The following is a 25,989-nucleotide window of genomic DNA, read 5'->3' as shown; positions in this document are numbered from 1 at the left end:
GCAAGTCCGCGTGCTATCGCACTGTGGGCTTTTCACGACAATCCCTAACGCTAAACAAAACAGAGATCAATGGAAATTACATTACAGCTAAAAAGACTCGGTAAGAAAAAGGTAAAGCAAGTGCCTTTCACCTTAGTGGAAACTCCAAAGAATCTTGAGGAACTTTTAATAGGTTGCGTAAAAAATCAAGTGGCGGCTTTCAACAAAAAGCGAATGGAAGTCAATGTGGTCGGTTTTTTAAGTCCCGCAGAAATTCAGGATCAGGCACAAAGCGGTAAAGTGGATTTTGGCGATTTGGCAAATAAGGACCTCGCCAATGAGCAAAAAGCAATTGATAATGTATTGCTTGCCTTTAAGGACGGACTCTTTGTGGTATTCATAGATGATGATGAGGTAACCGATTTAAAAGCACCAATAGCACTCAGCAACGAAAGTGTCATTGCCTTTATTCGAATGACATTTTTGGTGGGTACCTATTGGTAGTTACTTTAAATATCAGCGTAAAAAAACCATTATAGAGCACAAACAAACAACTAAAACACATACGATTTTGACATATTTAGACGAGAGTATCAATGATGAGGTACAGAATTTAATGATAGACGTTTTTGAAGCTATCAAAACATCACAAGAAGCAACACTTGGCGTAACCGAACTTCTAGCTACGCAAAGCATCCTTGAGAACATTTTTGAAAAGGTGAAGACCACCGGTTTTTACAATGACGATGAAAATTTTAAACTGGTAAAAGCCATGAATATGGACACCGATGGTGAAAATGCCGAAGAAGCTCTGTTCAACAGTTGGGGCAGTATGGTGAAAACCATAAACACGGCTGCATCGCAAGAAGAATTCAATGCTAAATTCGCTTTGTTCGTGCCTATTCTTCTAAAAAGAATGACGGCAATTAATCAAGTTTTGGATTAGCGTTTTAGGTGAATAAATAAAGCGCTTCACCTAAAATGAAATACCAATATGCATTAACTTTTATTGAAGATGCAATATCACTGAAAACGGGTACTAATTTCAGCGCAATACGTTCCATCTTTACTGTCTTAAATTAAAACAGAACTATGGATTTTAAGACAATGCTGCAGCTACCTGTACTAGAAATTTCCCAGGTACTCAAAACCCTTCAAGGAATAGCGGACGAAGAACGAAATAAAGAAAAACCCCAAATGCCTAACGTGTCTATTGGTACCGGTAGAGGTAATGTCTCTGGGTACTTCATTAATTATGATACGGAAAAAAGTATTGTTTTATTGGGGAATTGGTATGACCATAAACCAGATTTACAATATGTAGAGTTGCATACCATTGCTTCCATCTCGCTAGGTAATATTGAAAATTACCTATATCAATTTTCAGATGGTAACATTCCTTTTACGCCAAATGCAGACGATGTACCAACCGTACTTCAACTTAAAAAGGAAATCAGGGATGTAGAGCAATCGGTCGAGAAAATGTTGGGTAAGGCAATTGTCATTAATTATGACTATGCAGAAAAACCAGAAGATCTTGAAAAGTACTATGCAAAGAAAACAATAGTGTTATTGCAAGAAACATTAGCAGCAATAGCCGCGGACGCATTAGCCAAAGAAGCATTTGTAAACGCTGTAAAAGAGCTGTCGTTTCACTTGGGAGAGGAAAATACAGTAAACCTACAAAACAATATGCTTACTGTATGCTTAAACTTTTCTAAGGGATTAAAGAGTGTGGCGTCAAAAATGGTACTGCAGGATCGTATAGAGAAGTGTTTATAAGCTTAAAATAAGATTGATGAAAACAAAAAAGGAAAGCCAAGTTGGCTTTCCTTTTTTTGTAAAAACATAGTCTTTATAGACCAATACTCTTAAAGATTGTTCTCTAAGAATTCTCTTATGACCAAATCAGAGAAATACCCGCTGTGGTGACCTCCCCAACATGCAGTTAGTGAGAATACACCATCTGCTATTTTCAATTCTTTTTTGTCTTCTGCACCGTCATTGGCAATACAGAATACTTCAATGCTATTAATACTTTCTGCAATAGCTTCTTTACCTATATCATCTGAACATACTTCTTTAAAGGCATCTGTAACACGTTGTAAACATACACTTGGTACAAATTTTATATAATCCATTTCAAAGGTGTCCCAATTAATGTTAATAGGTAATTCTTTACCTACTATTTCATTGATTTCTTTTTGGTAATCCCCTACATATTGTTCTTCAATTGCTTTCGCGGCTCTTTTTTCTTGTAATCCCATTATGATTGTTTTTTAGATGTAATTTTGAATACTTCAAAGGTATTTTAGCACGTTAGTTTCTAAGCACCCCATTTAAGTGAAATGTAAAACTCACGGAATTCCGTGAGGTGCTTACAAGGCAATCACGGTAACTTCACTTTATAAAATTTCAGGTATGAAAACATTGATTGTTATAGGCGTTTTGTTAGTGCTGTTTTTCATTTTTGTAGGCAATTTTTCCCGTTTTATGGGTGGAATTTCAACCAATAAAGCTGCTCAGAATTTAGAACATTACTTAGAAAAAGAACACAAGGGCGAGTTAGGTTTTAGGGAACTGAATAGGTTCTTTAATGCCGCTACCATGAACCCGAATATGTTTACCGTAGTTATTTTTCATAAAGAAATACCCGAAATTGAGTTCTACTGCCATGTGAATCCAAAAGAGCTATTGGAGAATGACACCTTATCTTACTATGGAAAAGAAAACTTGAAAATTGCGGACCTCTACGAAAGAGAACGCAAGCGCTATGAAACACGACAAAACGTAAAAGCCGATTTTATAAATGATATACCTGAAATAAAATTTGAGAACGATAGGTTTGAGATTTTTGTTCCGGGGGAAATAGAAACGGCTGCTTTACATGAGGTAATTGAAAGGTTTGTTGCTAGGCTGAACAGTGTTTATGAGGAGTTGGATATTCCGTATACCATGTCTTTGTTCATTAAGACCGAAGCCCATCCTGAGGGGTTTATTGACATTCCGCTAGAGAATATTGAAAATCAATGGCACCCGCAGATGTTTATACTTTCGGCTACTATGAACAATTTTGATAACATCGAAAAGGACATAAAACAACGTATTCAGACCGATTTGGATGCCTCGTATCCTAATTATGAAATAGACGATAATTATCGGAAAATCATTTTAGATAAATTCAATTTGTCAAAAATTGCTTGGGTGCAATACCTAAAAGATAAAACCATAGACAATGATAAAAATGAGAAATGGCAAAACCCCTTAACGGGGCTGTATATTACGTACTACGATATACAAACGGGGCATTTGTATTTTGGTGAAATGCTAAGTCAAGAAAATGATAATATCTCCTATGATGAGACCTTAGCCCTTATCAAATTAAAAGTGGAAGCTGAGGGTGTTCAGATGTAATAATGCTCTAGTCTTAGTCGAACAAGCCAGATTCTATAGCATATTTTACAGCTCCTGTTGTGGTTTTTGAACCTGTTTTTAATAGGATATTCTTTCTGTGGGTTTCCACGGTATTAACCGAAATAAATAGTTTTTCCGATATTTCTTTCGATGTCAGCTCGTCTGCCAACAGGGACAATACTTCTTTCTCTCTGGGAGAAAGTTCAATATTCTTGTACTTTTTTCGCTCAAAAATACTTTCCATATAGCGTTGCTTAATAATTTCAGAAAAGTATTGTTCGCCATCTAAAACGGTACGTACCGCTTTCTGCAGTTCTTCTTTGCTTGTAAATTTGGGAACAAAACCATCTGCACCTTTTTGAATGACCTTATGTACCGTTCTATGATTGTCTAACATGCTCAGCATGATAATTTTTACGGTACCGTGTTTCTTTTTTATCTCGGTCAACAACTCAATACCATCCATTTTTGGCATATTGATGTCACTGATGATCAAACCGATGTCAAACTGGTTCAACAGCCGTATCACCTGTTTTCCTTCTGTGGCAAGGTGGACTTCTCCAATTTCTGGCATGTCACCTAAAATGGTGTTGATCCCTTCAAGAAACATTAAGTGATCGTCCGCTATTATGATGTTAATTTTCTTCACATGGTCTGTTTTAATGGAATATCTATGGTGATAGATGTTCCGCTACTGGCGCTACTGTCTATGTCTAAAGTACCTTTCATTTTAGAAAGACGCTCCTTAATATTTCGTAGACCTATTCCTTGTTTTTTATGTTCTTGAAAGCCTTTGCCATTATCATTGACCACAATGTTCAAATGGTCATAATGCTTGGTAAGTTGTACTTCCGCATTGGTGGCTTCGGCATGTTTTAGAATATTGTTGACCAATTCTTGTACAACACGGTACACATCTGCAAGCAGGGCATCTGGCAATTTGTTGATGTCTTCTTCCGGGTAAAAGAAGGTTTGAAAATCTATAGTATCACTTGCGGAGATTTGGTCAATAAAATCACCCAAGAAATTGGTAAACCCCAGTGCGGCAAAAGCCGGTGGATGTAACTGATGGGACAGTCCGCGAACATCTGTACACGCATTATTTATTGCCGTTAATATTCGCTTGGTCTGTGGCTTCTCTTGTTGGTCTTCCACATAATGCTCAAAAGCAATTTTAATTCCTGCCAAATCACTACCAATACCGTCATGGATTTCACGAGCCAAACGTGCACGCTCTTCATCTTGACCTTGTTGATACCGTTCAACGGCAGATAATCTATAATCTTTGATCATTTGGTTGATTTTCTGATCGGCATTTTCTTCGCGCTGTAAGCTTAATTCTTGCTGTACCTTTAAGCGTTTAACGTATTGATGACGCAGAATAAGCAATGACAATAAAACCAGGATAAAACCGGCAATAAATACATTTCTAATGAGGCGTTGTCTTTTTGCGGTAAGTTCTGCTTTTTGCAGTTCTGCTTCGCCCAGTTTTTGTTCTTTTTCAAGAAGGTTGATCCTGGTTTCTTTTAGTTGCGTTTCATACCGCTCTTGTAGTTCAGCAACATATTTTTCTTTGTCAAGAGAATTCTGCTGTGATAATGTACTCACCCCTTTTTCATAAAATGCCAGGGCCTTTTTATAATCGCCTTCATCTTGGTAAAGTTGGGAAAGGTTTTTATAGATGTCAGATTTATATTGTTTTATAGCTTGTTCTTCACCCATTTGCAGCGCTTGCTCAAAATAGGAGATGGCTTTTTTGGTATGTCCTAGTTTGCTTTCGCACAAGCCAAGGTCGTTTAAAATGATCACCATGTCAGACGTAAACTCAACTTCCTTTAAAAGGGACAAGGTTTTCTTTAAAGAAATTACGGCTTCATCATATTTTTCTTCTTTCACCAACATTTGGGAAAGATTCATGTTGATATATGCTATTACTGCTTTGTTTCCTTCTTTTTCACGATACTCTAACACTGTTTTAAAGTGTTCGCGAGCCTCATCATATTTACCTTGTTCTTTTAAAATACTTGCGAAATTGAATAAAGTAACCAGAACACCATCATCATCACCTAAAGCACGATATAGGTCCGCGGCACGGTCTAAATTTTCGGTTGCCTTTTTATACTCTTCTTGTAAAACATATAAGGTAGCTATGTTTTGGTAGGCATTGGCTTCTTGCTGGGTGTCATCCATTTTTTCTGCATACCGTAAACACTCCAAAAAGCTTTCCATTGCCTTTGGGTAGTTGCCAAGGTTTTTATAGCCCAATGCCAAAATATTATAGCTGGCCGCCAAACCATTTTCCATATTGAGCTCTTTAAGAAGGGCAATGGTTTTTTGAGTTTCGTTGACCGCGGTTTTATAATCGCCCGAAATATTTCCAAGATTCGCAAGTGCATAATGCGCTCTAATGGTATGGATTTTTAAGCCTTGTTTTTCACTTTCTTCCAACCATTTTTGCGCAGCTTCCTTGGCTAAAACAGGTTGTGAATACACGTTTTTTTGATAAACGTATGAAAGCGAGTCCATTAGCGGGTTTGCTTCTGATTTTTGTGACCAAATATTCGTGCAAACCCCTAAAAATAGGAAGACGATAAAGATTTTATGTAGTGTGCGTAGCTTCATTTAAGAACGGGCAAAATTACCACCTTTAAGCGAAATGGGCAGCCTTAATGCGCATTTTCATTTCCTTTAATTCTTCTTGTTCTTCTGGGTACAGTTCAAAATTATAGCGTACTAAATTTTCCATAAGGTTATGCTGTAATAAAAGGTCTTTTTCGCTTTGCAATTTCGATAATTCTTGCTGCTCCCTAAGTTGATTTTCTAAAGGAGTATCCCTACTTAAAAGCATGGATATATATTTATTATAGGCACTCATGTTCTCCATGGCTTTGACATTGTTTTTTAGAATATGCAAAAGGAAATTGTAATCTTTTGGGAATTCAAAAAACGAACGTTCAGGATAACTTTTTAAAACATCTAATAGGGCTTTGTAAGCTTCTTCATGGCGGTGTTCATCATTTAAAATCTGGGCGTACGTATAATCTGTTTTAAATTCACGAGCTTCTGGAACTTCTTTTCTTATGGTTTCACAAATGGTGAGGCTAAGCGAATTTTTAAAGCCTTCTTTTGCACATGTTAATGCTAGTTTTAGATAGATAGCTTTATTAACCGATTTTGATGCCGCTACCATTAACGATTCCGCAGCAGCCGTATGGTCGTCCAGCATCCAGTAAATCAAACCATTGTTTCTGAAATCTTCAAATGTTTCTGGTTGTTTGTTGATATTTGCTTCCGTTGGGTCTTGCAAATCATCTGGTTTCTCAAGTAGAAAATCGTAAAAACAAATCCATTGAAAAATGGGATATAGTTCTTCCGTTAGTTTCCCCTGTTCGTGATTGTAAATGGCATATTTATAACATTCTTCGTATTCACCCTGTTCAAAAATGGTTTCAACGGCAAGGTTGGTAGTATCAAAATAGTCGTCATCTCCATCAACGTAGTAATTAATTTCCGCTTGTTGGTCTAAAAAATATTGGGTATAGTTCCGTTTTCTTTTGTTGATGATCATACGATAGTGGTACATCCACGGTGCGTAGGATCGGGAGTGTAACGGAAAATCTTGAAGCGCTTCGTTCAGTACTGCCAATGCTTCATCATCTCGGTGGAATTTAAACAAAGCCCTTGCCTTAAAGAACATGGATTTTAATGTAGGCGTATGTCTTATGTGAAATTGCTTTACGGTGTCTAAAACACCTTGGTAACTTTCAATTCTGTTGTTCAGTTCAATTAAATATTGTAAATAATTATCCATGGTGAGCCCGTTTCTAAACGCCTCATGGTAGGTAGCCCCAGCTTCTTGATAGCTGCCTTCGCTTTTAAGGAACATTGCCTTTAGATTTAACAACAACGGATTTTTATCGTTGAGGGCCAATCCGTTTCTTAGACAAATTTTTACTGCATTCCCATTTTTAGAATGAAAATAGGCGGCATTACCAAGCAATAAATAATGATGTTGTACCAGTTGCCATCCTGCATTTGTAAATGCCTGTATAAAGGCTTTGTATTCCGTAAAATTGGTAAAATCAGCATCTGGAAAATCTGGATTTTGCGGTGCCTTTAATATTTGTGGAACAAGATCGTACATCATAAAAGCCTTGGCGTAATCTGCCAGTACATAACGACTTAGATCGGTTAGATCTAGCGTTTTCCACTCTTTCTTCCATAGTTCAATGACTTCTACCGATCGTAGCTCCCAAATTGCAACTTGAATAAAGGTGAGTAATTTGGTTTTCTTGTCTAAACGCGTATCTAATTGAAGACCTATTAAAACATCAAGATTGTGAGTCGCAGAGGCTAATTCTAACAGCTGGTAACAGTCGGCTTCCTCAGTAGATTTTACTTGGTCCTCTAACTGTGCCGATTGAATTTCCCAAAGTAAGAATCGTGCTTCGGTTGTGGCAGGGTAACATTCCAAAACGTATTTTAATATGGCAATTGCTTCCGTGTACCTTTTTTCTACCTGTAATTTCAAGGCGTAGTGTATGTGCAATGTTTCGTTGTACGGATACGCTTGTAGAGCTTTTTCATAAACCAACTCGGGACAAGCTTTGTAATAACTACAAATGTATTCATAGTCTGATGCCAAAACTTGTCCCACTTCTTCAAGTGCTTCTACATATGAATGCATGACTTCCATATTTACCTGTTCAAAAGCACCTATATACAACATAAAAAAGCGGTAGTAACGAGCATTATCCGACGGATAGGTGTAGCCCAAAACATTTAAATTATCTTGTATAATGGTAATAAGCGGATTTAGCTCAGCAAACTTTTTTGCGTTCAACAGGGCGTAAGCTTGTTCAATATGTGCTAAGACTTCTTTTCTTGTTAAGCTCATTTGTTCCATTCTTTAAAGCTGTTCGCTTGGTGAATATGTAATCTTTGATAGCATTCCCAAAGGGTTTCCGTGCCGGGGTATTTACTGATGTCCGGCTCTGCGGCTCCTCTTATAAATTCATCGCCAATACACACATTGCGGTGAAATTCGCCCCAACTGGAAAACGTGTTTTTTAATCTTGTATTTACGTCTTCTAAACGCATGGCTATTTCCTCGGGTTTTATAAAACCTAAGGCACCGCCTATACGCATGAGAAAAATGTAATACGCAAAATCATAGCCCTGCAGTTTTTCATTTTTAAGGCTAAAACGGTAGCGCCAAACTAGTTTGTAAACATTCTTGGTCATGGGGTTTTTCTGTGCATTATACTTTGTTTCATAAGTGTTGGTGGTATAATTGCGAAGTTCAGATGCCAATTTTTCAAAAGGGTTTGATGCCATAGCGCCAGTTTCGTAACGGTGTAAACTGTTGCGTAGATGAACGCCAGATTGTATGCCATGTAGCTTGGCAATACGCTCTACATTTTTCAGTTGCAAGTGGTCTTCAATATCAAATCCGTACCAAGTGTTTAAATCCGCTTTTTTATAATTGTTCATTAAAACCAAAGCAGATAAGTTGAGCTGATCTTGAATTTTGGGTGTAATTTCTGCTGTCATTTTTTAAGCTTTTAAGAGGTTAACCACCTGCAACAATGCAGTTGTTAAGTTTTCTGGATAAGCTCCGGAATTTGCCATTGCCGCGAGTCCCATTTGATAGGAGCTTGCCATTTTACTGTCTTTTGCTAATTTCACGAACAGGTTTCTACACAGGTTTCCGTACGTTTCTAAAGGGGTTTCAGGAGCTAGGTTTTTATCAAGCAAGGTCATGTAAAGAGCTTGAATAAATTTGGCTTCAGTAGCAGATGTTTCCGATAACCAAGTTTTAAATTCTATTATGTCCTTATCCAATACTTCAAGGAGTTTGCTGTCACAGGTTCCTTCGGTTTTATAATTTTCTAGGTTGTGTAAGACCGCACTGGCATATTTTGGGTCAAAGGTCATTTCTGAACTATTAATCTGTGACTTTTGTAACTGCTCAACAAGAATTGCTTTCTCAGATTTTGGTTCTTCTACTTTATGGTAGTCATGGTGTTTTTGAATGGACTCCTGTAATTTTTTGCGATGTGCAAAGTGTGCTTTACTGTAGATATACATATTTTCTGCCGTTTCTTTTGCCAGGTTGTGTTCCATTAATTCTTTAAGAAAGTCCTCTAGGTAGTTTTCAATATCCGTTTGGATGGATTGAAATAATTGGTTGGATTCAGCTTTCTGTTTGCTTTTTTTATGGAAATCAAAAAGATGCTCTAAAGCCCGGTTTAAAAAGTGGCTGACATCTTCATCAAGTTCGTTGAGGTAGGCGGCACTGCGTCTACCTTGTGTATTTAGCATATGCGGAATCCAAACCGATTCGGTACCCAAACTATAATAATAGTCGCTTAAGAAATTATACCAGCTTTGCAGAAGCCCCAAAAACAAAGGGCGACTTTCATTTACATACTGTAATTGTGCATAATCATTACAAAGGTCTAGTACACTGGGATCAATATTTTTTAATGCCCAAATTTTATTGACAAGTGTAAAATCATTGGTTTCTGCAAATAGTGCCGTAAACGTTTTAACGACTAGGGGTAGGCATTCTTTTTTAACTTTATCATCCGCTTGTTTAGCGGAATATGCCATTTTTTCAAGATAAGCGAATAGCACTTTTTGGTTGTCTAAATCGAAAAGGGTAGCCAGCTTTTCGCGAGCATCATAAAAGGTTAGGATCAAAAACTGATTTAGAGGATCAGATAGGTTTGATGACTCCAGGTCTGAAATCCATTCAGTCCGGTTGTTTTTAATTTGAAATATTTCTTCTATAAGATATTCTCCTTTTAGCTCAACATCTTCATTACCTAACCTAACTACCGGTAGTTTACCGGTTGAACCAGTACTTAGAAATCTTGAAAATAGGCTGTTGTATGGCTCAATTAGATCTGGAATACCTGATTTTGGATTACATTTTTCAAACCAAAACAAGATATATGCTACGGGAAGAACTGTGGAGCTTTCTACCGTTAAAATATGTTTGCCAAATGCTTGAAAGGCTTCGGTGTAAAAATTACTTCCGCTTTCTGCTTTTAGCCAATCTAAAAATCTGAGGTAGCATTGGTCTAGTTGATTTTGTGGAATATTTTTATCTCGGTTATTGAAAAGGAGCACATCGCCAGCATCCCATTCCTTTGTACCTAATGCAGAAATTAGCGGAAAAATACCGTCTTTGGTTTGCAGGTTCAACAAGGTTATACCTTCTTCTTCCATAAATAAGAAACGCTCATTAAGCGCCGTATGGGCTGCAAATACCAGATCCGTATGCTCTTGATAAAACTCGGCTAAGTCGGTACTTAACCAAGCGGTTATGATATTAAATGCATTTGGTTGGTAAACTTTACCTACGGGTAAAATTAGGTGAAGAGCGTTTACGAACTTATGCCAATCGCCTTTAAAAAAATGATGAACAAATTCATTGTCTATACTGAATGAATATTTTGTAAAACCATTGTCGGAATTAAGAACGTAATAGTTTCCCAAAAAAATTTGATGCGTTATGCAGTTTTGTATGATAAAATCTGAATTCACACAATCTCGGATATCAAATACCTTCCGAATCAAAAAATGGGCAACGGTTAGTGAAGCGTTAGATTCGCTTTGTACCAATGCTTTTAAAACGCTAAAAATTTGTGTACGATCTTTTTCTGAAATCGCCTCGCTTTGAAGATAGCCTAGACTGAAATAAAGAAATTCAATTAGTTTTTCACTGCTTTTTTTGTCAGGATAAAATCCGTTTTCCAAGAGTGGCAGCCATGAGATCATGAATGCTATGCCTTCTTCTTCATTGGCATAAACTTCTGGATGGTAGTAAATTTGTTGTGCCAGTTCCTCGGTAAACACGGCTTCACTATTTTGATTGTCTATGCTGTTTTTTACTTGCTCTAATACCTTGGTGTCTTGGCAATCCTGTAGTTCTAAAACCTGTAACAAAGCTTTTGCAGCGGGTGCCGATAGCTGTGTTGTTTCTAACTTTGGGAGTATTTTATTCTTAAAAATTTCTAACATGTACCTAGATGTCTAATACGTTTTAAATGGATTTAGTTGGTAGTTTAACCAGGAATTATTCACTGCTGAACCATTCATAATCTTGAATGTCACCGTCAACATCCATCAAGCTTTCTAAAAATAAATCCAAGCGATCAGCTTGTATGTAGCCAATTTCTTGGTCGGCACCAAAACGTATAATTTGACCCGCTGAACCCTTGGTATCCGGTGCAAAATCAAATGCCAGAAAATTTCCGTTTTGCAAATCGAAAAACGGAATCCAATACGGTGTAGTGTACATTAGCAGGGTTTTACCTTCGTTGTTACTATAGGTGTCTAGCAGTTCCTCTTGTGTCCAATCATTATAAATTCTGTACCAATCTTTCCATTCTTGAAAAATTTTCTCGGCACCCATAATCGCTGAATTCTGTACGCCGTTATGTAGGGTTAAAAATTCTTTGATGATATTTGGAAATGGATATCCGGCTTCAGCCTCAAACTCCTCATAAATTACATCATTGTTCTTTGGTGGAATAATTACGAGACCTTTGGTATGTACCAATTGCACAAATAGCTGCACCACTTTTTGAAAATTGCTTTTAGCTTCCAACTGAATATACGGCGCTATAAAATCCGCTTTTTCTTTTGCCAGTTTTTCAGCGATAAATACATTGGGGATATGGTCCGAAATAAATAAACCGGACTTTTCAAATACCCGGTTGTCCTTAAAATTGGAAATAGGCTGACTGCTAAAAGAATTGGCGCCAAAAAAATACACCTTTGCAGCGTTGGTTTCTTTTTTACGTGTTCTTTCATCTATAATAGTAAACCATTCTTTAAACAACGGTGTGCTTTCTATTTCGGCAGTAAAAACTTCTTTACTTTCTAAATATGCGATACCGTAGAATTTGGAATTGGATATATCATCTGGACTAATAAAAAGTAGTTTAAGTACTTCTTTGTTCGTTGCTACTTTGAATGCATCTAATAGGGCATCGCAAAATGTAAAACTGTTATCAATATCTTCAGGGTCTTCTATCTGTGGCAGGGTGTTTACGGTCATTATATCAAAATGAAAATCCTCCCATTTCATTTGTTCTACATGGTCTGAAAACGCAATCTTATTTCTCATTTCAACCTATTTATTGGTGCTGCTAAGGTACCTGAGATTAATGGGGAGGCTATCCCCGAAAAGGGTGATTTTAATTTTTAGAAAAGAACGTTTACCTTGTAATTCGGCATATTTGGGCAGCAATATCACTGAAAACGGTTAGCAAATTTTAAAGTTGAAGCATCATTTTTGTAGTTCATTTTAAACATCCTTTCAAAACAATTAACCAGCACTTATGAAATTGGAATGGAGCGAAAGTTTTAAGCGAGATTTGCCGGTAGACTATATTCATTTTCTACGGGATAATCCTAGGGGTGTTTTATTGAAAAATAGTAGCAGGTGGGATAAACGTACATGGAACCTAATGGGTAAAGTAGCCCTTTTAAAAAGATGGGAAATGAGTGGCGTTGGTAAAGCTGCCAACTATGAATGTTTAAAATTATACACCACGGTTCAAGAAGAAGTGGGGATGGAGTTCACTGCGCCTTCAGCACATTTTCATTCCGTAAAATTGGCACGTGTAGCTAAAGGTTTTGTTATAGGTGAGGAGAATGGAGATTACCTATATTTAGATCCAAAATGTAAATTTACGGTTTGGGCATATTACCATGATGGTGGCGAGGTAGCGTTACTTTCTAAATCTTTTAAAGAGCTTGTAAGTACCCAAAAACCTTTATAATCTAATATATAAATAGCTTATGGTCAATATAGAATTTTCTTCGGATAGTTTTCAAATCAATTCCGTTGCAGTACAGTTTCCTGTTTCAATAGGAGCATTAAAGGAGATTATTACCCCAGAATGTAGAGAGCATAAAGGAAAGAATAACACACTTTTTGTTTGGGATGATTTAGGGATTATCGCCTATACATCTAATGGTGAACTAGTAAATTCCCTAGGGTTTGAATTGGAAATTTCAACGTATAAATTCAGTCCGAAAGCAATCTTCAGCGGAACGTTTACTTTCAATGGTGAAGATATTATTGAATACTATAAAACACATGAAAATGAACGTGAAAAAACATTCAAAGGTGATGATTCCGGTGCCTTGGTGCAAAACGGATTAAGTGCGTGGTTCAGTGTAAAAAATGAACTTGTAAGAGCTATTGAAGTTAGTGCGCACAAAGCTTATGTTCGTGGAGAAGGAATACCGGCAGACAAATACACCATTAAGCCAATTGATGAGGAGGAAATAGAGTTTGCCGATTTCGGATTCAAGCTTTCCATCATAGAAGAGTTGATGTATATAAAGGGATTATTGAAACCAAAATTCGATTTGTACGAGTTTGCAGATTGGTATAAGGATCGTGAAATAGATATTGATGAAGAAGGTTATGACCCCATAGATGAAGTAACCCAATACTTTAAAAAATTACCCATACCAAAACGTTTGGCACCCGAGATTACCGAAATTTATCAAGATGGGGGCAATGATATTTATATGAACCTTTCCCCTTTCTCTGGTGGCGCGGTTGAATTTTGGGATATTGAACGTAGCGATGATATTAAACACTTTCCCAATTTAAAGAAAGCTACGTTATGCTATGCAAAAGAGCATATATGTGACGAACTGATTATTCTTGGCGTTGATGCCGAGTGGATTTGATTGGTCGTGTAAATAACAATAATCAAAAAAGTACGCATAATTAGCGTATTTTTTTCATTTTAAGGGAATCGTACATAGTAACAATAGAAATCTAGGAAATAAAGAATTCATTGGTTTCAGGGATATATGAAAACCATGCTATGTATACATTTGATACCTATTATAACAGAAAAAATTATGGGTTTAGAAATTACAAGCGGAATGTTGGCAGAGTTTAAAGGTAGTGAGCCTGAAGCCTACAATGCTTATAAAAAAATCTTTCAAAATATCAATGTTGTTCTTGCTACAAATAATTTAGAACCGCATAATGAACCTGAGGAGATGGAAAATGAAGCGTTACAATTTGGCGGTTTTCCTAATAGTTTTTTGCACTATTTAAGACGATTTCTAGCACATGCTTGGGAAAATGAAGACGACGAGAATTGGAAGCCTAAGCCTTTTTCCCCAAATGAAGATCCTGGTGTAGATTCAGTTTTAGAAGATCACTATTCGTATATGGAAAGTCACTTGCTGACCCATTCAGATGCCGAGGGTTTTTATCTTCCCGTAAAAATGCCAGAAGTGCTTTTTGATATCGAAGAAGCTCGTGTACCCGGTGCCATGATCGGTTCATCTTACAGCTTGCTCGAAGAACTAAAAGGTCTCACTAAGTATTTGGGTATTGAATTAGATGACAACAATGATATTATGAATGTTCAACAGTTAAATGAAATAATACAGGAAAATGGCGATTTCTGGATTGAAATTTTAGTATGCGCATCACTAATTGATGCTGCTAAATTTAGTATCAATAACAACACAGCTATTCTTTTTAATTAGAAGATAAACATGATCCGATCCATACTTAATAAATTAAAAAAATCAGGAATGAATATTGACGATATCAAAAAAGAATGGAATTCTAAAGGAAGTAAATATGCTTCTGATGTAAATAAAATGGTTGAATTTGGCGAAACCAATGGATGGGATAATTGGAAAGGTAAAGAGCCCGAAGATAAAAGAGATCACTTGGCAGAAGCTGTTTTTCAACTATTAAAAGAAGCCAATAATAACAATACTGTTAATGCCTTTAGAAATGATTTTCCACCTGCTCATTCTCCAATGGTGCAGTTCATGAAAGAGAAATCACAAAGTATACAGCAACTATTTTTTATAGATGATCAAAAAATTGTGTTCATGGTGGGTACCGCTTATCAGAAAAGACAAGCATATCTTCTAAAAGGTGACCAGGTCATTGCATTAGAAAGTACTATAGGCGCCATTGGTAAATCTAAACGTAATAATGTATTTGCCATTGTAACGAATAATACCATTGTAACCACCCAAGGTTGGGAAGGCAATATTATAGAAACATTTGAGCTAGAGACCGCAAAGAACCTGGGGATAACGGAATTGATTCCGTTCAATGACGGTAAAAAAGTACTTATGGTAACTTCTGAAGGTATTTTTATCATCACTCAAAATACTGAGAAAATGATTCACCCTTTACCTGACCCAGAGGATGATGAATGGGAGCCATATATTGATATGGAGAATGCAACGCTTTCCAATGATAACAAATACATTGTTGTAGGTGACCAATGTAGCGATCATAGAATATTGGACCAAAACGGTACCGAAGTAGGTGCTGTTGGTCCGCAATCATCCTATCCGGATTTTTGCCTTTTTTCTAAAGATGATGATCAGTTGATTACCAATTCTTGCCACTTTTATAACGGTATTACTATTGGGGTAGCCACTACTGATTTTGAGAATTTAAGTATCCCTGCCTATGAAGAAAGTGATCAGTATACCGTGGTAGATGAAGAAATGCGAGTGTATTGTGGTGTGGCAACAGCTACCTACTATATTTTGGGTGATGCTTTTGGGTATATTAGAGCAGTTGATACTAAAGGAAATTGTATGTGGAGATATTTTCTGGGGTCTACCATAAGTGGTATGACCATTTCTGATGATGAAAAAACACTATGGGTAGGATCGTCATCTGGTGTGCTTCATAAATTACAACTAGATAAAGGACTTAGAGATGACCATACCATTGCAACGGGAAAACACTATGAAGAATTTAGGTTGGTCATTTGGAAAGAGGAACAAATTTTAAAGTGGTAAAAGCGGACGATGGATATTAAAGATCTTAACGAGATTATAATAGCAGGAAAATATGATTTGGACCAGAAGGATGATTATTTACGGTCGATTATGCTTCCTGCAATAAAAATTGAGCAAGGAACTGTCTTTGATGAAAAGGGGCTCAGTAAATATGGAGGAAATCCGCTAGTGCCAGGAAATTTTGAATGGCCTAAGCATAAGTTTGGTGATTATAAATTTATAGCACAATTTAATCTAAGTGAACTACCACCGGGTGAAAACCAACTACCAAAGAAAGGTTTGTTAAGCATATTTGTAGCGTACAATGAGGCAAATACAATGGCTTGGACAGATGATAACTATGCGAAGGTCTTCTATTTTGAAAATATTGAAGATTTAAAGCCATATGACAATCCTAATTTTCCAGATAAGTATTCATTAGATGTAATTTTTAAACAAGAAGTGGATATTCCTTTTAAGCCAGAACTATACAAAACTAAAGGACTGAATAAAAGACAAGTCAACTATGTCTGTACTAAGGTATTGGAGAAAACAGATAAAAAATACGATAGTTATTTATTAGGCTACCCTTATTATAATTCACTAAAAGCTGATCCAAGGGAAAATGAAAATTGGACATCATTATTAACCTTGCGTTATCAATCTGGTTTTGGTTTGTATTGGAACGGTCGTGGATATTTAATGCTATTTATAGAAAAAGAGAAATTGGTGAAAGGGGATTTTTCCAATGTTAAGTCTAATGCGGGGTAGGGTATAAGCTATATTTAAACGAATAAAACCACCCAAAAGGTGGTTTTATTTTTGTTTAGTGGAGCCGGAGGGATTCGAACCCTCGTCCAAACAAGCAATTAAAATGCTTTCTACATGTTTAGGACCTGATTAATTTTCGATGTGTACCTGACCAGAAACCGCCTAATACACACTTATCTTCTTAAGATTTTGGTGGTGTCGCCAAAGCGAGCGAACACCCTTATGTTGACTTTTCTGGTGCTCCTATAAGAATCGCCATCAACAAGGGCTATTCAGGAACATCTCGCTTCCCTACCTTGTAGGGACGAGGCTAATCTTACTATAATTCAGATTAAGCGGCAAGAGCGTAATTATTTTCGCCAATTAAAAGTGTGAAAAATGAGATTAACGAGCTGTTTCCCAGCGCTCGACATGCTTACATTCCAACTGGTCTCGCTGTCAAAACCGGTCGGCCCCAATATGTAAAAGAACTTTTTACTCTAAATACCGTTCTATGTATTTTTAAAAACATAACGCTAATAAATAGCGGGCAGCAAAGCTAACAAATCTTTAGCAACCGCTATAATTTTATTTAGACCCAAGCTAAAGTGTTTCTAATTGTATAATTTAGTGCAATATTTATACCAAACCCATATGAAGTTCGGAATCATTAGAGAACGTAAGAATCCGCCAGATAAGCGTGTGGTTCTATCGCCAAAAGCATGTCAAAAAGTCTTAAAAACCTATAATAAGGCAGAAATAGTTGTAGAACCTTCCCCTATAAGAGCATATGAAGATAATGCTTATAGTGATTTAGGTATTACAGTAGCTAATGAAATGGATCAGTGCGATGTTCTTTTAGGTGTTAAAGAAGTGCCTATTGATGCCCTTATTCCCAATAAAAAATACTTTTTCTTTTCCCACACCATTAAAAAGCAACCTTATAATAGAGATTTGCTCCGTGCCATTTTAGAGAAGAATATAGAATTGTACGACCATGAAGTGATTACCAATAAACAAGAGCAACGTGTTGTTGCGTTTGGTAGATATGCCGGTATTGTTGGAGCTTTTAATGGTTTTAGGACATATGGACTTAAATACGATATTTTTCAATTACCAAAAGCTAATGATTTACCTGATCAACAAGCATTAATTGAAGCGCTTAAAAAATTGGAATTACCAAATATCAAGGTATTGCTTACTGGTAGAGGTAGAGTTGGTAACGGAGCTAGGGAAATGTTGGATGGTATGGGCATGAAACGTGTAAATGTTACCGAGTATTTAGAAGAAACCTTCAACGAGCCTGTTTATTGTCAAATAGACGCCGGTGAGTATAATAAGCGAAAAGATGGGGTACGCGGTAATAAAGCCAATTTTTTTGCGCACCCAGAAGAATACAAGTCTAACTTTTTTAGGTTTGCAAAGGTTACAGATTTCTACATTGCCGGTCATTTTTATGGTCAGGGCGCTCCATATCTATTTACTAGGGAAGATGCAAAACAAAAAGATTTTAAGATACGGGTTGTTGCAGATGTAAGCTGTGATATAGATGGTCCCGTGGCATCGACCATTAGACCTTCTACGATAGCAGATCCAATTTATGGCTATGATCCAGAGACGGAGTCTGAAGCAGATTTCAAAAATGAGCATGTTATTGCTGTTATGGCCGTGGACAATTTGCCATGTGAGTTACCTAGAGATGCTAGTGAAGGTTTTGGTGATGCATTTATAAAAAATGTTATTCCTGCATTTTTTAATGGTGATAAAGACGGAGTACTTGATAGAGCAAGAATGACCAAAGGAGGAAAACTTACGGAACGTTTTAGCTATTTGAAAGATTATATTTCTTAACTGAGAGTGAATTAAAGTTTGTAATCTTCATTTACTAAATTTTAAATCAGTTGTTAAGTAATTGTTAAATTAGAGTTATATTGTGGTAATAATTTAAAGTACCATGAGATTTAATTGGATTTTAGGTGATACAGCTGATGAAAAATTACATAGGTGGTGTGTTGACCTGGAATATCAGTTAAGACCAAAAATCGTAAAATTCTTGATTACAAATTTTGAGAGTTTGGACGCTTGCTCAGATTTTTCATGTTTCCATTTTAATGTAGATGTTATTGCTAATAAAATAACAGTAAGTGAGCAAACGCCAACGGCATACCGAAATGCCATTACAACAAAATTTGAGCAAGAAATTGGAACTCATTTTTCTACGTTTTTATAAGGTTTTAGTTTACTAAGCCATACTATTGCGATAGTGCCTAAAGAGTAAGCCAATAAGTCTTGTATGCTAAAATAATTTCCAAAAAGGAGATTTGCCCAAGTGTTATTTTTAAGTCCTAAATAATTCAAGAAATCTGTAAGTTGTAAAAATTCGATATAATAAGCGATAATTAAGGTAGCCATACCCAATTTAATAGATTCTATTTTCAAGAAGGATTTAAAAAGCAAAATAATAGTATGACTACTAAGAAATCGCCAACAGTGTGTCGAATAAATCCTGATTTTAAGAAGCCGGCAATTAATATTTCGATTCCTAATAGTACTAGAAAGTATATAAAATAGATACGGTTGAATTTGAATTTCATTTGTTTTAATAATTATGCGGTTATGAAGTATAGGTATAGCATGCTTATTGGGTAGTTCATAATCAATAAGATGAACGCCATAAAATGTTCTTGTATATCATTAGAATACCTTAATAGATTTACAAGTAGAATGATAATTGCTATGCAGGTAACCATGATATAACTCAGATATAGAATAATACCTATAACGGTAGTGAATTCATTTTCTGGTATTAAGGCAATACACAGCAGTAAAGTTGAGAGTAGAAAATAAAATGAAACTACTCTCATAATTCTACGATTCCATTTATGTTTAAATAAGGCTATCATTTTGAGTCATTTTGAACAAGCTGCGCTAATGTATATTCTTGCCATGTTTTTTCTGATTGTTGGGTGATGTATTCTTTGTATTTTTCCTGAATACTTATTTTCATATCATAGTCTACGCTCTTCACTTTAGCATATTTGTATAACTGAATGCTATTGGTGTCTCCCAAATCTATGAGGTAATGAATATCAGGATTTTCAAGTGTGCTTAAATTGAAATGGGTAATAGTTCTATCCCACGGGATGGCAGCACTAATTATCAAAAAAGCAAACACGGTTGCAATATTGGTACGCACCAAATAGATAAAACTTTTTATCTCTGCTACTTTAATATAAGCAGTTATCAATCCGGTAAGGGTAAGTAAAAGGTAAACGAAAACCCCAATACGCTTATAGGTAAGACCCAAGGCTTCAACATAGGTAAAGTTCTTGTATGATGTAAAGATGATGAGTAAAATGTTTAAAGAAATCCATCCATAGGTGAGTGTTTTTAGTTGCTGATTTTCCTTGTAAAAATTAAGATTCCCTCTAAAGAAATAAAGAATTAATATAATCGCTAAGACGATAGAAAACATTAGGGCATATACGCCTTGGTGAACAGATGCAGAGTATTCAGCATTAGAAATATCTGTTTTTTGAAAAAGATAGATTCCGTCTGTTACTAAAAAGAATACAAGTAAAAAATTAAGGACAATGAATATAATTGAGCCTAAAGTATGTTCACTTTCTAGCTGCTTTTTTTGCCCGATAATTTCTATTTCTGTCGGACTCGTTAATTCGTTTTTCTGTGATAGATCGGTGGCAATGAGTTCTTTTGCATCTAACGGACGTAGAATATTTAGAAATATAACATAGCCTAAAAATGTGAAGAATACCCATGGGATGCTTATAAAATTAAAATTGATCTGATTTACGAGGTTTCCAAAAACAGGGTTTGCATTTTTGTATAGTGCAGCAAATAAGATGAGCAGAACCCCTGCGAAGAAACCGCCTTTTAAACGGTTTAACAGTTTAGGTGAAGTCTCTTTTTTTGTAGTGTTCTCTTCAACTGCATTTTGCTTTTGAATGAAATTGGCAATAGTAGCAATAAAGAGATTTGTAAAACCTAATAGCCAAGTAAGGTATAACGATGTGTTGCTTGAAATAGATTTGCCCACATAGACCATTAACGCCATGAAATGAACAAATATGGTAAACCCGGTGGGGTTGATGAATACAAAAATAGAAGTAAGTATATAGGTGAGGGCATATACCCAAGAAACAGAGCGTGTAGCCTTAAGAGTAGAAACAAGGGTTACTACCAAAATGGATATTAAGAATAAATTTAGTCCAAAGCTTTTACTGTAGAATAGTAAACTAAATGCTAATGCAGACAAGAGTGATTTTATGTGAACGTTCATAATTTGAAGTTTAATTGATTAATAATGATTTAATTTTTACTAGGATTAAAAGGAGATAATAGCCTATAATTAGCTTTATCCTTGGGTATAGTTTGATGATTTTAGTTGTGTATATATTCATATGTTTAAGGAATTAAAAATGTAGATCTAATTCGTTCTATGGGTTGATGCAATAGTTTTTGAAAATCTAATTGATGAAAGGGGAGTGCAGATTTTCCGCTTGTATATTTGGATTTGAAATACCTCCAATAATCCGGATACAGCATAGAACCTATGCAGATTACTGTAAACAAATAGAAGCTTCTTTTTCCATTTCCAAATAAATAGAATTGCATGCTTATTTCATCGGGTACAGTAATACCGGTATTGGTAAGCACATGAAAAACATCATGACTCTCTAGTTTTTCTTGCAACTGAAAACTATGAGTGGTTAGAAATTTGCCCATGTGATAGCCTAAAGAATTGATTGGGTAATTTTGTAAATCTTCAGCATTGTATTGCCAGGCTTCATTTTTCTTGAAGTATTGATAAGGCTTAACGCTCCAATCATATAGTTTTTCTAAAGTGACTGCTCTCATATTTTGTATTTATAAAGTACTTTGAAATTCAAAGTAAAATGATAAAAAAATATACTATTTACCTATTAGTTTTTCTAAAGCATTAATATGTTTTTTAAACTGTGCTTTACCTAATTTGGTCGCTGAATAACGTGTATTAGGTTTTCTGCCTATAAACTGTTTTTCAACCTTTATGTATTCTTCTTTTTCAAGTGCTTTTGTATGGCTGGCTAAATTACCGTCGGTTGCACCTAATAGCTCTTTCAACATTTTAAAGTCGGCATAATCGTTGACCATTAAAATGGACATGATGCCCAAACGTATTCGGTGGTCAAATGCTTTATTTATGTTATCTATTAAACTCATATAGCTGTGCAAGGATAATATTAATTTCTATCGTACTTGTAATACATTAAAGAACCGTAGAGAATATGGCAAACACCAAATCCTAAAGCCCAAAAATACAATCCATAACCTATAAACTGTGTACTGATCAAGCCAATTATAATAAAAGCAATTCCCATATATCTAACATCACCCATAGTGTACTTACTTGCATTGACACAGGCTAGCCCATAAAATATCAATGTTGCAGGAGCTACTAAGCCCGCCATACCTTGTTGCATAAGTACCAAGCAGAAAAGACCACCTACTACTAACGGAATGGCAAAATTAAATACTAGTCGCTTACTGGTGCTGTCCCAAATTTTCTCACCACTTTTTTTAGATTTCTTCAGAGTCATGATAAATCCTGTTATAACTGCGGCTACGAGAACCGCAATAGCTATTAAGGTTAAATCACTAATAACAGTTGAACCTGAAAGAGATGAAGTCCTACCTGAAAAATTTTCGTAATTGGTAACTGAAGAATCTTTCAATTTCATATAAGCGAAAACAGCTCCTATTAAAGCGTAGATACCTGCTAGAACACCCGAGAGTCCGCTCAATGAAATAAATCGAGAAGAACGATTCATTATATTCTTAATTTCAGTGATGTCGTTTAGATACTTGTTTGTTTCCATGTTAAAGTACTTTGAAATTCAAAGTTAAAATAAAATTTTGATATTTTCCTAATTAAGATTGAAAAAATCAATTTAGGTTTCTGTCTATGTATTGCGATTTTTGCGTAAACTGAATTTGTGTGTAATGACGGCAGTGAAATACATATTTGCTAAATATGCATTCAAGATTTCTTTTGCTTTACATTCATTTTACTAAGAGTAAGTAAACCTGTAATGCTAATTACAATCCAAAAGACATCGATAAACAGAATTTGATCATAACCTTTTGTATAGCTCACCCATAGCCAATTGCCAGTGCAAAAACCATTTACAATAGGAATGGACAGTCCAATTAAACTACCCGAGAGTAAGGTGTTTTTGTTGGTGAAATAATTGTCTTTTTTAAAAACAAAGAAAATGGTAATTAGCAGCCATCCTATAAAATAAAATTGATACAATAATCCCATGCCCGCAGGATTAATGACCTGTACCAAAATAAATGATAAGGCCGTTATTGGGTATAGGCTTAGGCAAATCGCCAAATAATACCGTACTACGGTTTCGTTAAACTTTCTTTTTTTAAGGGGTATGTTCTTTTTGTTTCTAGCGGTTAACCATATAAGTACACCGCTAAGTATTACAAAACATCCTATTAAACCAAGTATAAAAGAGATAATGCGTAAGCCATATCCCCCATAATCCCCATAATGCAACCTATAAAATATACCCTTAACGGCATCTAGGTACTGTATTTTTTTAGTGGGGTCTTTTACACTATGAACACTATCATCGGCTACTTTAAAAATAGTGTAACCATAACCGTTTATTTTGTCCTTAAAATCCAAGTTGCCACTTACCGATACGTGCATGCCCGTATCACCGTAGTTGAAGATATGCACTTCGTTTACTTTAAAATTGGTCCATTGATCTTTGACTTTGTTTACGTATTTGTTGATACTAACCGGACGGGTCAGTGGAGTATTCTGAAATTCAAATTCCGGATGAGCATATTCTAGGTCTTCATATAGCTTTTTGTCATCACCATCATATAATGCCAATACAGTAGGCGCAACCAATAGTACTTTTAACATAAAGAACGTTCCGGTTACGGCATAAACGAATTGAAAAGGAAAACCTATTACGCCCAAAGCTGTATGGGCATCTGTCCACACGGTTTTTAGTTTGGTCATTGGTCTAAATACGTAGAAATTGGAAATGATCTTATCCCAGTGTACTATAATACCGGTTAACAGCGCAAACAGAAAAAAGAATGCTACAAAACCAGATAAATAATACCCAAAAGGGTGGGGCAGTTGTGCAAAAAAGTGCAGTCTATACAAGAACTCCCCCAATGTATATGAGCTTACATAGTCTGTAGTAGATGCATCTTTGGTATTCAAATAATAAAATGAGCCTGCGGCATCCTCTTTGGTTAGCAAAGTATCTTTGGAGCTGCCTAAATTCACCCCAATATTCTGTTCGTTGTAATAGTGCCTTAATTCAATATCCCTTCCATACAGGTTTTTCTCGGTTGACATGTGTTGAAAAGTCTCATCAAAGTTCAACTGTATTTCATCAGGAATTTCTACGGTATGCCCACGTTCCCAATTGGCAATCTCATCTCTAAAAAATGAAAATGAACCTGTGAAGAAAATAACGTAAAGTGCTACACTGATCACGATACCACTTACAGTGTGTAAATGAAATAGAATGTTATAAGTTCTTTTGTTCATTATAGAATTGGATTTAAAGCTTTGCCGTAAAACATGATAATTGCCAAAATGATGGATGTAAGCAGGTAAATACCCCAAATTTTCCAGCCGTTTTTTGCTAAAAACGCTACAATCATTAAAACTGCCCACAGAATAAGTGCGCTATAGGTACTGGTTATGATTACGGTCACATGATCAAACCAACTGGCAACTGCCAAATGAAAAAGTACAGATACTATAAAACCGCCAAGAAGAGCTGCGGTAATTTTTGAGAAACGTGGCCAGAAAGACGGATTCAGATATTTTGAATTAGCGGGCATATCAGAGAAGTGAAAATTCGATCAAGAATATGAGTAGAACAGTTGGTATTAAGGTTTTGTAAGTAATTAGGTGTAAGGGCTGTAACAAGATTACAAGACTTGCAATGGTCATTAAAATGACCGAAAAAGTAAAAATACCTGAACCCCAACCAAAATGGTAAATGGTTAGGGAACAGGCAAATAGTAGCAAGACATAACCTAAAGAATTTGCTACTTTACTTTTCTTTTGACACCAGTTTTCAATATGTAAGTGTACTGGCACTTTTTGTCTTTTTGTTGTGGCGTAACCCAAATAAAAACCAGTAAAACAAAGTATTAGAATTGCGGTGATCATTGCTAGAGGTTATTTTGAAATACAATAGGTGGCACAGTGCCATATAAATTCATATTCCTGACCATTGAATGTGCCGGGAATACGTTCTTCAAAAGTGGTTTCCATAGTATATTTGGTGTTCCAGGGCAAAGAGAAACTTACTTCTCCATTTTCATCTGTTTCTATGGTTTTGCTCCATAGGTCAGATACATATAGTTTAAATTCATTTTTAGCTAAGGGTTTACCTTTAAATAGTACTTGTAGTGTAATTTGATTATCGGTGCCGGGTAGTTCTTTGACAACGATACCATCTTGGTTTAAAGTTTTAGTAGCTGTGGCTTGGTTGCCCACTTGAACTTTTGCGGTCGATTGATAGTGTGTTTTAAAAATACCGAAATCCCATTCTGTATAATCTAGCACTTCTATATCATCATTGTTTAGGGCAACGGTATATGTGCCATTTGTATTTGGGGTAAAATGGGCTACATAATATTCTTCCTTGGAAGAAATTTTCAATGCTGTTTTTTTACCGTTAGGATGTATAAGCCATAACGTAAACTTTGAAACGGATGGGTAGTTTTCACCTTTTACTTTTTCAATAACCCCATAAGTGTATTCTCCAAAGTATACACGTACCTCTTGTTCTTTGTTTAGACTGCCGGTACGGTCCGTTTCAAGCCATAAATAATGGGCGAACATGGGCGATATGGAAAATAGTAGTAAAGTAAGTGTAATAAATATTCTTTTCATGTTTATTTTTTTAAGGCTACACCCCCGGTAAAACCGAGGGGATAACCAATTTGAACTAACTCAACAAAAAATTGTATGCT

General features: G+C 35.9%; 26 protein-coding genes and 1 other RNA gene. 11 read left to right on the top strand and 16 right to left on the bottom strand.

Features of this window, described 5'->3' with window-relative positions:
* Nucleotides 1-69: 69 nt before the first annotated feature.
* The 3 genes from I600_RS07020 (at nt 70) to I600_RS07010 (ending at nt 1,761) form a co-directional block, all read left to right on the top strand.
* Nucleotides 70-483 (top strand): hypothetical protein, encoded by a 414-nt coding sequence (locus I600_RS07020; RefSeq protein ID WP_082642907.1) that lies wholly within the window; start codon nt 70-72, stop codon nt 481-483.
* Between the two features lie 67 nt (nt 484-550).
* Entirely contained in the window at nt 551-925 is a 375-nt protein-coding gene (locus I600_RS07015) for a hypothetical protein (RefSeq protein WP_232231178.1), read from the top strand.
* A 146-nt stretch (nt 926-1,071) separates the two neighbouring features.
* Entirely contained in the window at nt 1,072-1,761 is a 690-nt protein-coding gene (locus I600_RS07010) for a hypothetical protein (protein WP_058103744.1), read from the top strand.
* An 89-nt stretch (nt 1,762-1,850) separates the two neighbouring features.
* Here the strand turns inward: I600_RS07010 and I600_RS07005 are convergent, their stop codons facing one another.
* The gene (locus I600_RS07005; protein ID WP_058103743.1) at nt 1,851-2,246 is read right to left on the bottom strand and encodes a hypothetical protein; all 396 of its coding nucleotides are present in this window, start codon (nt 2,244-2,246) and stop codon (nt 1,851-1,853) included.
* A gap of 154 nt (nt 2,247-2,400) precedes the next feature.
* Here I600_RS07005 and I600_RS07000 point away from each other — a divergent pair, with 154 nt between their 5' ends.
* Nucleotides 2,401-3,393, top strand: a complete 993-nt coding sequence (locus I600_RS07000; RefSeq protein WP_058103742.1) for a hypothetical protein — start codon at nt 2,401-2,403, stop codon at nt 3,391-3,393.
* Nucleotides 3,394-3,406: 13 nt separating this feature from the next.
* On the opposite strand, the gene I600_RS06995 is transcribed toward I600_RS07000, so the two are convergent.
* The 6 genes from I600_RS06995 to I600_RS06970 all read right to left on the bottom strand — a co-directional run bounded on the left by I600_RS06995 (nt 3,407) and on the right by I600_RS06970 (nt 12,535).
* Nucleotides 3,407-4,042, bottom strand: coding sequence for a response regulator transcription factor (locus tag I600_RS06995; protein WP_058103741.1), 636 nt, complete (start codon nt 4,040-4,042; stop codon nt 3,407-3,409).
* Complete coding sequence (locus I600_RS06990) at nt 4,039-5,919, bottom strand: tetratricopeptide repeat-containing sensor histidine kinase (RefSeq protein WP_245188854.1); 1,881 nt, start codon at nt 5,917-5,919, stop codon at nt 4,039-4,041. The genes I600_RS06995 and I600_RS06990 overlap by 4 nt, the downstream gene beginning before the upstream one ends.
* Nucleotides 5,920-6,040: 121 nt before the next feature.
* Entirely contained in the window at nt 6,041-8,290 is a 2,250-nt protein-coding gene (locus I600_RS06985; RefSeq protein WP_157490850.1) for a tetratricopeptide repeat protein, read from the bottom strand.
* Entirely contained in the window at nt 8,287-8,946 is a 660-nt protein-coding gene (locus tag I600_RS06980; protein ID WP_058103738.1) for a DUF1266 domain-containing protein, read from the bottom strand. Before I600_RS06980 ends, I600_RS06985 begins: the two co-directional genes overlap by 4 nt.
* Before the next feature lie 3 nt (nt 8,947-8,949).
* Nucleotides 8,950-11,424 carry a hypothetical protein gene (locus I600_RS06975; RefSeq protein ID WP_058103737.1) on the bottom strand — a complete coding sequence of 825 codons (2,475 nt, stop codon included), beginning with the start codon at nt 11,422-11,424 and terminating at the stop codon, nt 8,950-8,952.
* A 55-nt stretch (nt 11,425-11,479) separates the two neighbouring features.
* Nucleotides 11,480-12,535: an SMI1/KNR4 family protein gene (locus tag I600_RS06970; protein WP_058103736.1), complete on the bottom strand. Its 1,056-nt coding sequence runs from the start codon at nt 12,533-12,535 to the stop codon at nt 11,480-11,482.
* A 214-nt stretch (nt 12,536-12,749) separates the two neighbouring features.
* On the opposite strand from I600_RS06970, the gene I600_RS06965 reads away from it, so the two are divergent.
* From I600_RS06965 to I600_RS06945, 5 genes are all read left to right on the top strand, one after another.
* The gene (locus tag I600_RS06965) at nt 12,750-13,193 is read left to right on the top strand and encodes an SMI1/KNR4 family protein (protein ID WP_058103735.1); all 444 of its coding nucleotides are present in this window, start codon (nt 12,750-12,752) and stop codon (nt 13,191-13,193) included.
* Between the two features lie 19 nt (nt 13,194-13,212).
* Complete coding sequence (locus tag I600_RS06960; protein ID WP_058103734.1) at nt 13,213-14,118, top strand: DUF6892 domain-containing protein; 906 nt, start codon at nt 13,213-13,215, stop codon at nt 14,116-14,118.
* A gap of 177 nt (nt 14,119-14,295) precedes the next feature.
* Nucleotides 14,296-14,937, top strand: coding sequence for a hypothetical protein (locus I600_RS06955; protein WP_058103733.1), 642 nt, complete (start codon nt 14,296-14,298; stop codon nt 14,935-14,937).
* Nucleotides 14,938-14,985: 48 nt separating this feature from the next.
* Entirely contained in the window at nt 14,986-16,227 is a 1,242-nt protein-coding gene (locus I600_RS06950; RefSeq protein ID WP_058104309.1) for a hypothetical protein, read from the top strand.
* Nucleotides 16,228-16,236: 9 nt separating this feature from the next.
* Nucleotides 16,237-16,977, top strand: a complete 741-nt coding sequence (locus I600_RS06945) for a DUF1963 domain-containing protein (protein WP_058103732.1) — start codon at nt 16,237-16,239, stop codon at nt 16,975-16,977.
* Nucleotides 16,978-17,033: 56 nt separating this feature from the next.
* On the opposite strand, the gene ssrA is transcribed toward I600_RS06945, so the two are convergent.
* Nucleotides 17,034-17,433: a transfer-messenger RNA gene (ssrA, locus tag I600_RS18945) on the bottom strand.
* A 177-nt stretch (nt 17,434-17,610) separates the two neighbouring features.
* Between ssrA and I600_RS06940 the strand changes: the two genes are divergently transcribed.
* A complete protein-coding gene (locus I600_RS06940) occupies nt 17,611-18,807 on the top strand; it encodes an NAD(P)-dependent oxidoreductase (protein WP_058103731.1) in 1,197 nt (398 codons plus the stop codon).
* Nucleotides 18,808-18,910: 103 nt separating this feature from the next.
* Complete coding sequence (locus I600_RS06935) at nt 18,911-19,186, top strand: hypothetical protein (RefSeq protein ID WP_058103730.1); 276 nt, start codon at nt 18,911-18,913, stop codon at nt 19,184-19,186.
* Here I600_RS06935 and I600_RS19610 read toward each other — a convergent pair.
* From I600_RS19610 to I600_RS06890, 8 genes are all read right to left on the bottom strand, one after another.
* The gene (locus tag I600_RS19610) at nt 19,165-19,413 is read right to left on the bottom strand and encodes a DUF2809 domain-containing protein (RefSeq protein ID WP_394364953.1); all 249 of its coding nucleotides are present in this window, start codon (nt 19,411-19,413) and stop codon (nt 19,165-19,167) included. The genes I600_RS06935 and I600_RS19610 overlap by 22 nt on opposite strands.
* Nucleotides 19,414-19,855: 442 nt before the next feature.
* Nucleotides 19,856-21,256, bottom strand: a complete 1,401-nt coding sequence (locus I600_RS06925) for a DUF4153 domain-containing protein (protein WP_058103728.1) — start codon at nt 21,254-21,256, stop codon at nt 19,856-19,858.
* A gap of 125 nt (nt 21,257-21,381) precedes the next feature.
* Nucleotides 21,382-21,834: a Coq4 family protein gene (locus I600_RS06920; protein ID WP_058103727.1), complete on the bottom strand. Its 453-nt coding sequence runs from the start codon at nt 21,832-21,834 to the stop codon at nt 21,382-21,384.
* A 54-nt stretch (nt 21,835-21,888) separates the two neighbouring features.
* Nucleotides 21,889-22,179, bottom strand: a complete 291-nt coding sequence (locus I600_RS06915; protein WP_058103726.1) for a winged helix-turn-helix domain-containing protein — start codon at nt 22,177-22,179, stop codon at nt 21,889-21,891.
* Nucleotides 22,180-22,199: 20 nt separating this feature from the next.
* The gene (locus I600_RS06910; protein ID WP_058103725.1) at nt 22,200-22,835 is read right to left on the bottom strand and encodes a hypothetical protein; all 636 of its coding nucleotides are present in this window, start codon (nt 22,833-22,835) and stop codon (nt 22,200-22,202) included.
* 161 nt (nt 22,836-22,996) lie between these two features.
* Complete coding sequence (locus tag I600_RS06905) at nt 22,997-24,547, bottom strand: PepSY-associated TM helix domain-containing protein (RefSeq protein ID WP_058103724.1); 1,551 nt, start codon at nt 24,545-24,547, stop codon at nt 22,997-22,999.
* Nucleotides 24,547-24,846, bottom strand: a complete 300-nt coding sequence (locus I600_RS06900) for a hypothetical protein (RefSeq protein WP_058103723.1) — start codon at nt 24,844-24,846, stop codon at nt 24,547-24,549. The genes I600_RS06905 and I600_RS06900 overlap by 1 nt, the downstream gene beginning before the upstream one ends.
* 343 nt (nt 24,847-25,189) lie before the next feature.
* Entirely contained in the window at nt 25,190-25,909 is a 720-nt protein-coding gene (locus I600_RS06890) for a DUF4198 domain-containing protein (protein WP_058103721.1), read from the bottom strand.
* Nucleotides 25,910-25,989: the final 80 nt, after the last annotated feature.

It is taken from the genome of Maribacter dokdonensis DSW-8 (genome assembly GCF_001447995.1).
GTDB classification, from domain to species: domain Bacteria; phylum Bacteroidota; class Bacteroidia; order Flavobacteriales; family Flavobacteriaceae; genus Maribacter; species Maribacter dokdonensis.
This window is presented reverse-complemented; position numbering and strand designations above follow the sequence as displayed.

Excerpts from the sequence above, each read along its gene's own strand:
- I600_RS06935 (WP_058103730.1), top strand. The coding sequence starts at position 18,911 with ATGAGATTTAATTGGATTTTAGGTGATACAGCTGATGAAAAATTACAT.
- I600_RS06980 (WP_058103738.1), bottom strand. The coding sequence starts at position 8,946 with ATGACAGCAGAAATTACACCCAAAATTCAAGATCAGCTCAACTTATCT.
- I600_RS06925 (WP_058103728.1), bottom strand. The coding sequence starts at position 21,256 with ATGAACGTTCACATAAAATCACTCTTGTCTGCATTAGCATTTAGTTTA.
- I600_RS07020 (WP_082642907.1), top strand. The coding sequence starts at position 70 with ATGGAAATTACATTACAGCTAAAAAGACTCGGTAAGAAAAAGGTAAAG.
- I600_RS07000 (WP_058103742.1), top strand. The coding sequence starts at position 2,401 with ATGAAAACATTGATTGTTATAGGCGTTTTGTTAGTGCTGTTTTTCATT.
- I600_RS06955 (WP_058103733.1), top strand. The coding sequence starts at position 14,296 with ATGGGTTTAGAAATTACAAGCGGAATGTTGGCAGAGTTTAAAGGTAGT.
- I600_RS06890 (WP_058103721.1), bottom strand. The coding sequence starts at position 25,909 with ATGAAAAGAATATTTATTACACTTACTTTACTACTATTTTCCATATCG.
- I600_RS06985 (WP_157490850.1), bottom strand. The coding sequence starts at position 8,290 with ATGAGCTTAACAAGAAAAGAAGTCTTAGCACATATTGAACAAGCTTAC.
- I600_RS06950 (WP_058104309.1), top strand. The coding sequence starts at position 14,986 with ATGAATATTGACGATATCAAAAAAGAATGGAATTCTAAAGGAAGTAAA.
- I600_RS06910 (WP_058103725.1), bottom strand. The coding sequence starts at position 22,835 with ATGGAAACAAACAAGTATCTAAACGACATCACTGAAATTAAGAATATA.
- I600_RS07010 (WP_058103744.1), top strand. The coding sequence starts at position 1,072 with ATGGATTTTAAGACAATGCTGCAGCTACCTGTACTAGAAATTTCCCAG.
- I600_RS06960 (WP_058103734.1), top strand. The coding sequence starts at position 13,213 with ATGGTCAATATAGAATTTTCTTCGGATAGTTTTCAAATCAATTCCGTT.
- I600_RS06915 (WP_058103726.1), bottom strand. The coding sequence starts at position 22,179 with ATGAGTTTAATAGATAACATAAATAAAGCATTTGACCACCGAATACGT.
- I600_RS06940 (WP_058103731.1), top strand. The coding sequence starts at position 17,611 with ATGAAGTTCGGAATCATTAGAGAACGTAAGAATCCGCCAGATAAGCGT.
- I600_RS06900 (WP_058103723.1), bottom strand. The coding sequence starts at position 24,846 with ATGCCCGCTAATTCAAAATATCTGAATCCGTCTTTCTGGCCACGTTTC.
- I600_RS06975 (WP_058103737.1), bottom strand. The coding sequence starts at position 11,424 with ATGTTAGAAATTTTTAAGAATAAAATACTCCCAAAGTTAGAAACAACA.
- I600_RS06990 (WP_245188854.1), bottom strand. The coding sequence starts at position 5,919 with ATGGACTCGCTTTCATACGTTTATCAAAAAAACGTGTATTCACAACCT.
- I600_RS06905 (WP_058103724.1), bottom strand. The coding sequence starts at position 24,547 with ATGAACAAAAGAACTTATAACATTCTATTTCATTTACACACTGTAAGT.
- I600_RS06970 (WP_058103736.1), bottom strand. The coding sequence starts at position 12,535 with ATGAGAAATAAGATTGCGTTTTCAGACCATGTAGAACAAATGAAATGG.
- I600_RS06920 (WP_058103727.1), bottom strand. The coding sequence starts at position 21,834 with ATGAGAGCAGTCACTTTAGAAAAACTATATGATTGGAGCGTTAAGCCT.
- I600_RS06965 (WP_058103735.1), top strand. The coding sequence starts at position 12,750 with ATGAAATTGGAATGGAGCGAAAGTTTTAAGCGAGATTTGCCGGTAGAC.
- I600_RS06945 (WP_058103732.1), top strand. The coding sequence starts at position 16,237 with ATGGATATTAAAGATCTTAACGAGATTATAATAGCAGGAAAATATGAT.
- I600_RS07005 (WP_058103743.1), bottom strand. The coding sequence starts at position 2,246 with ATGGGATTACAAGAAAAAAGAGCCGCGAAAGCAATTGAAGAACAATAT.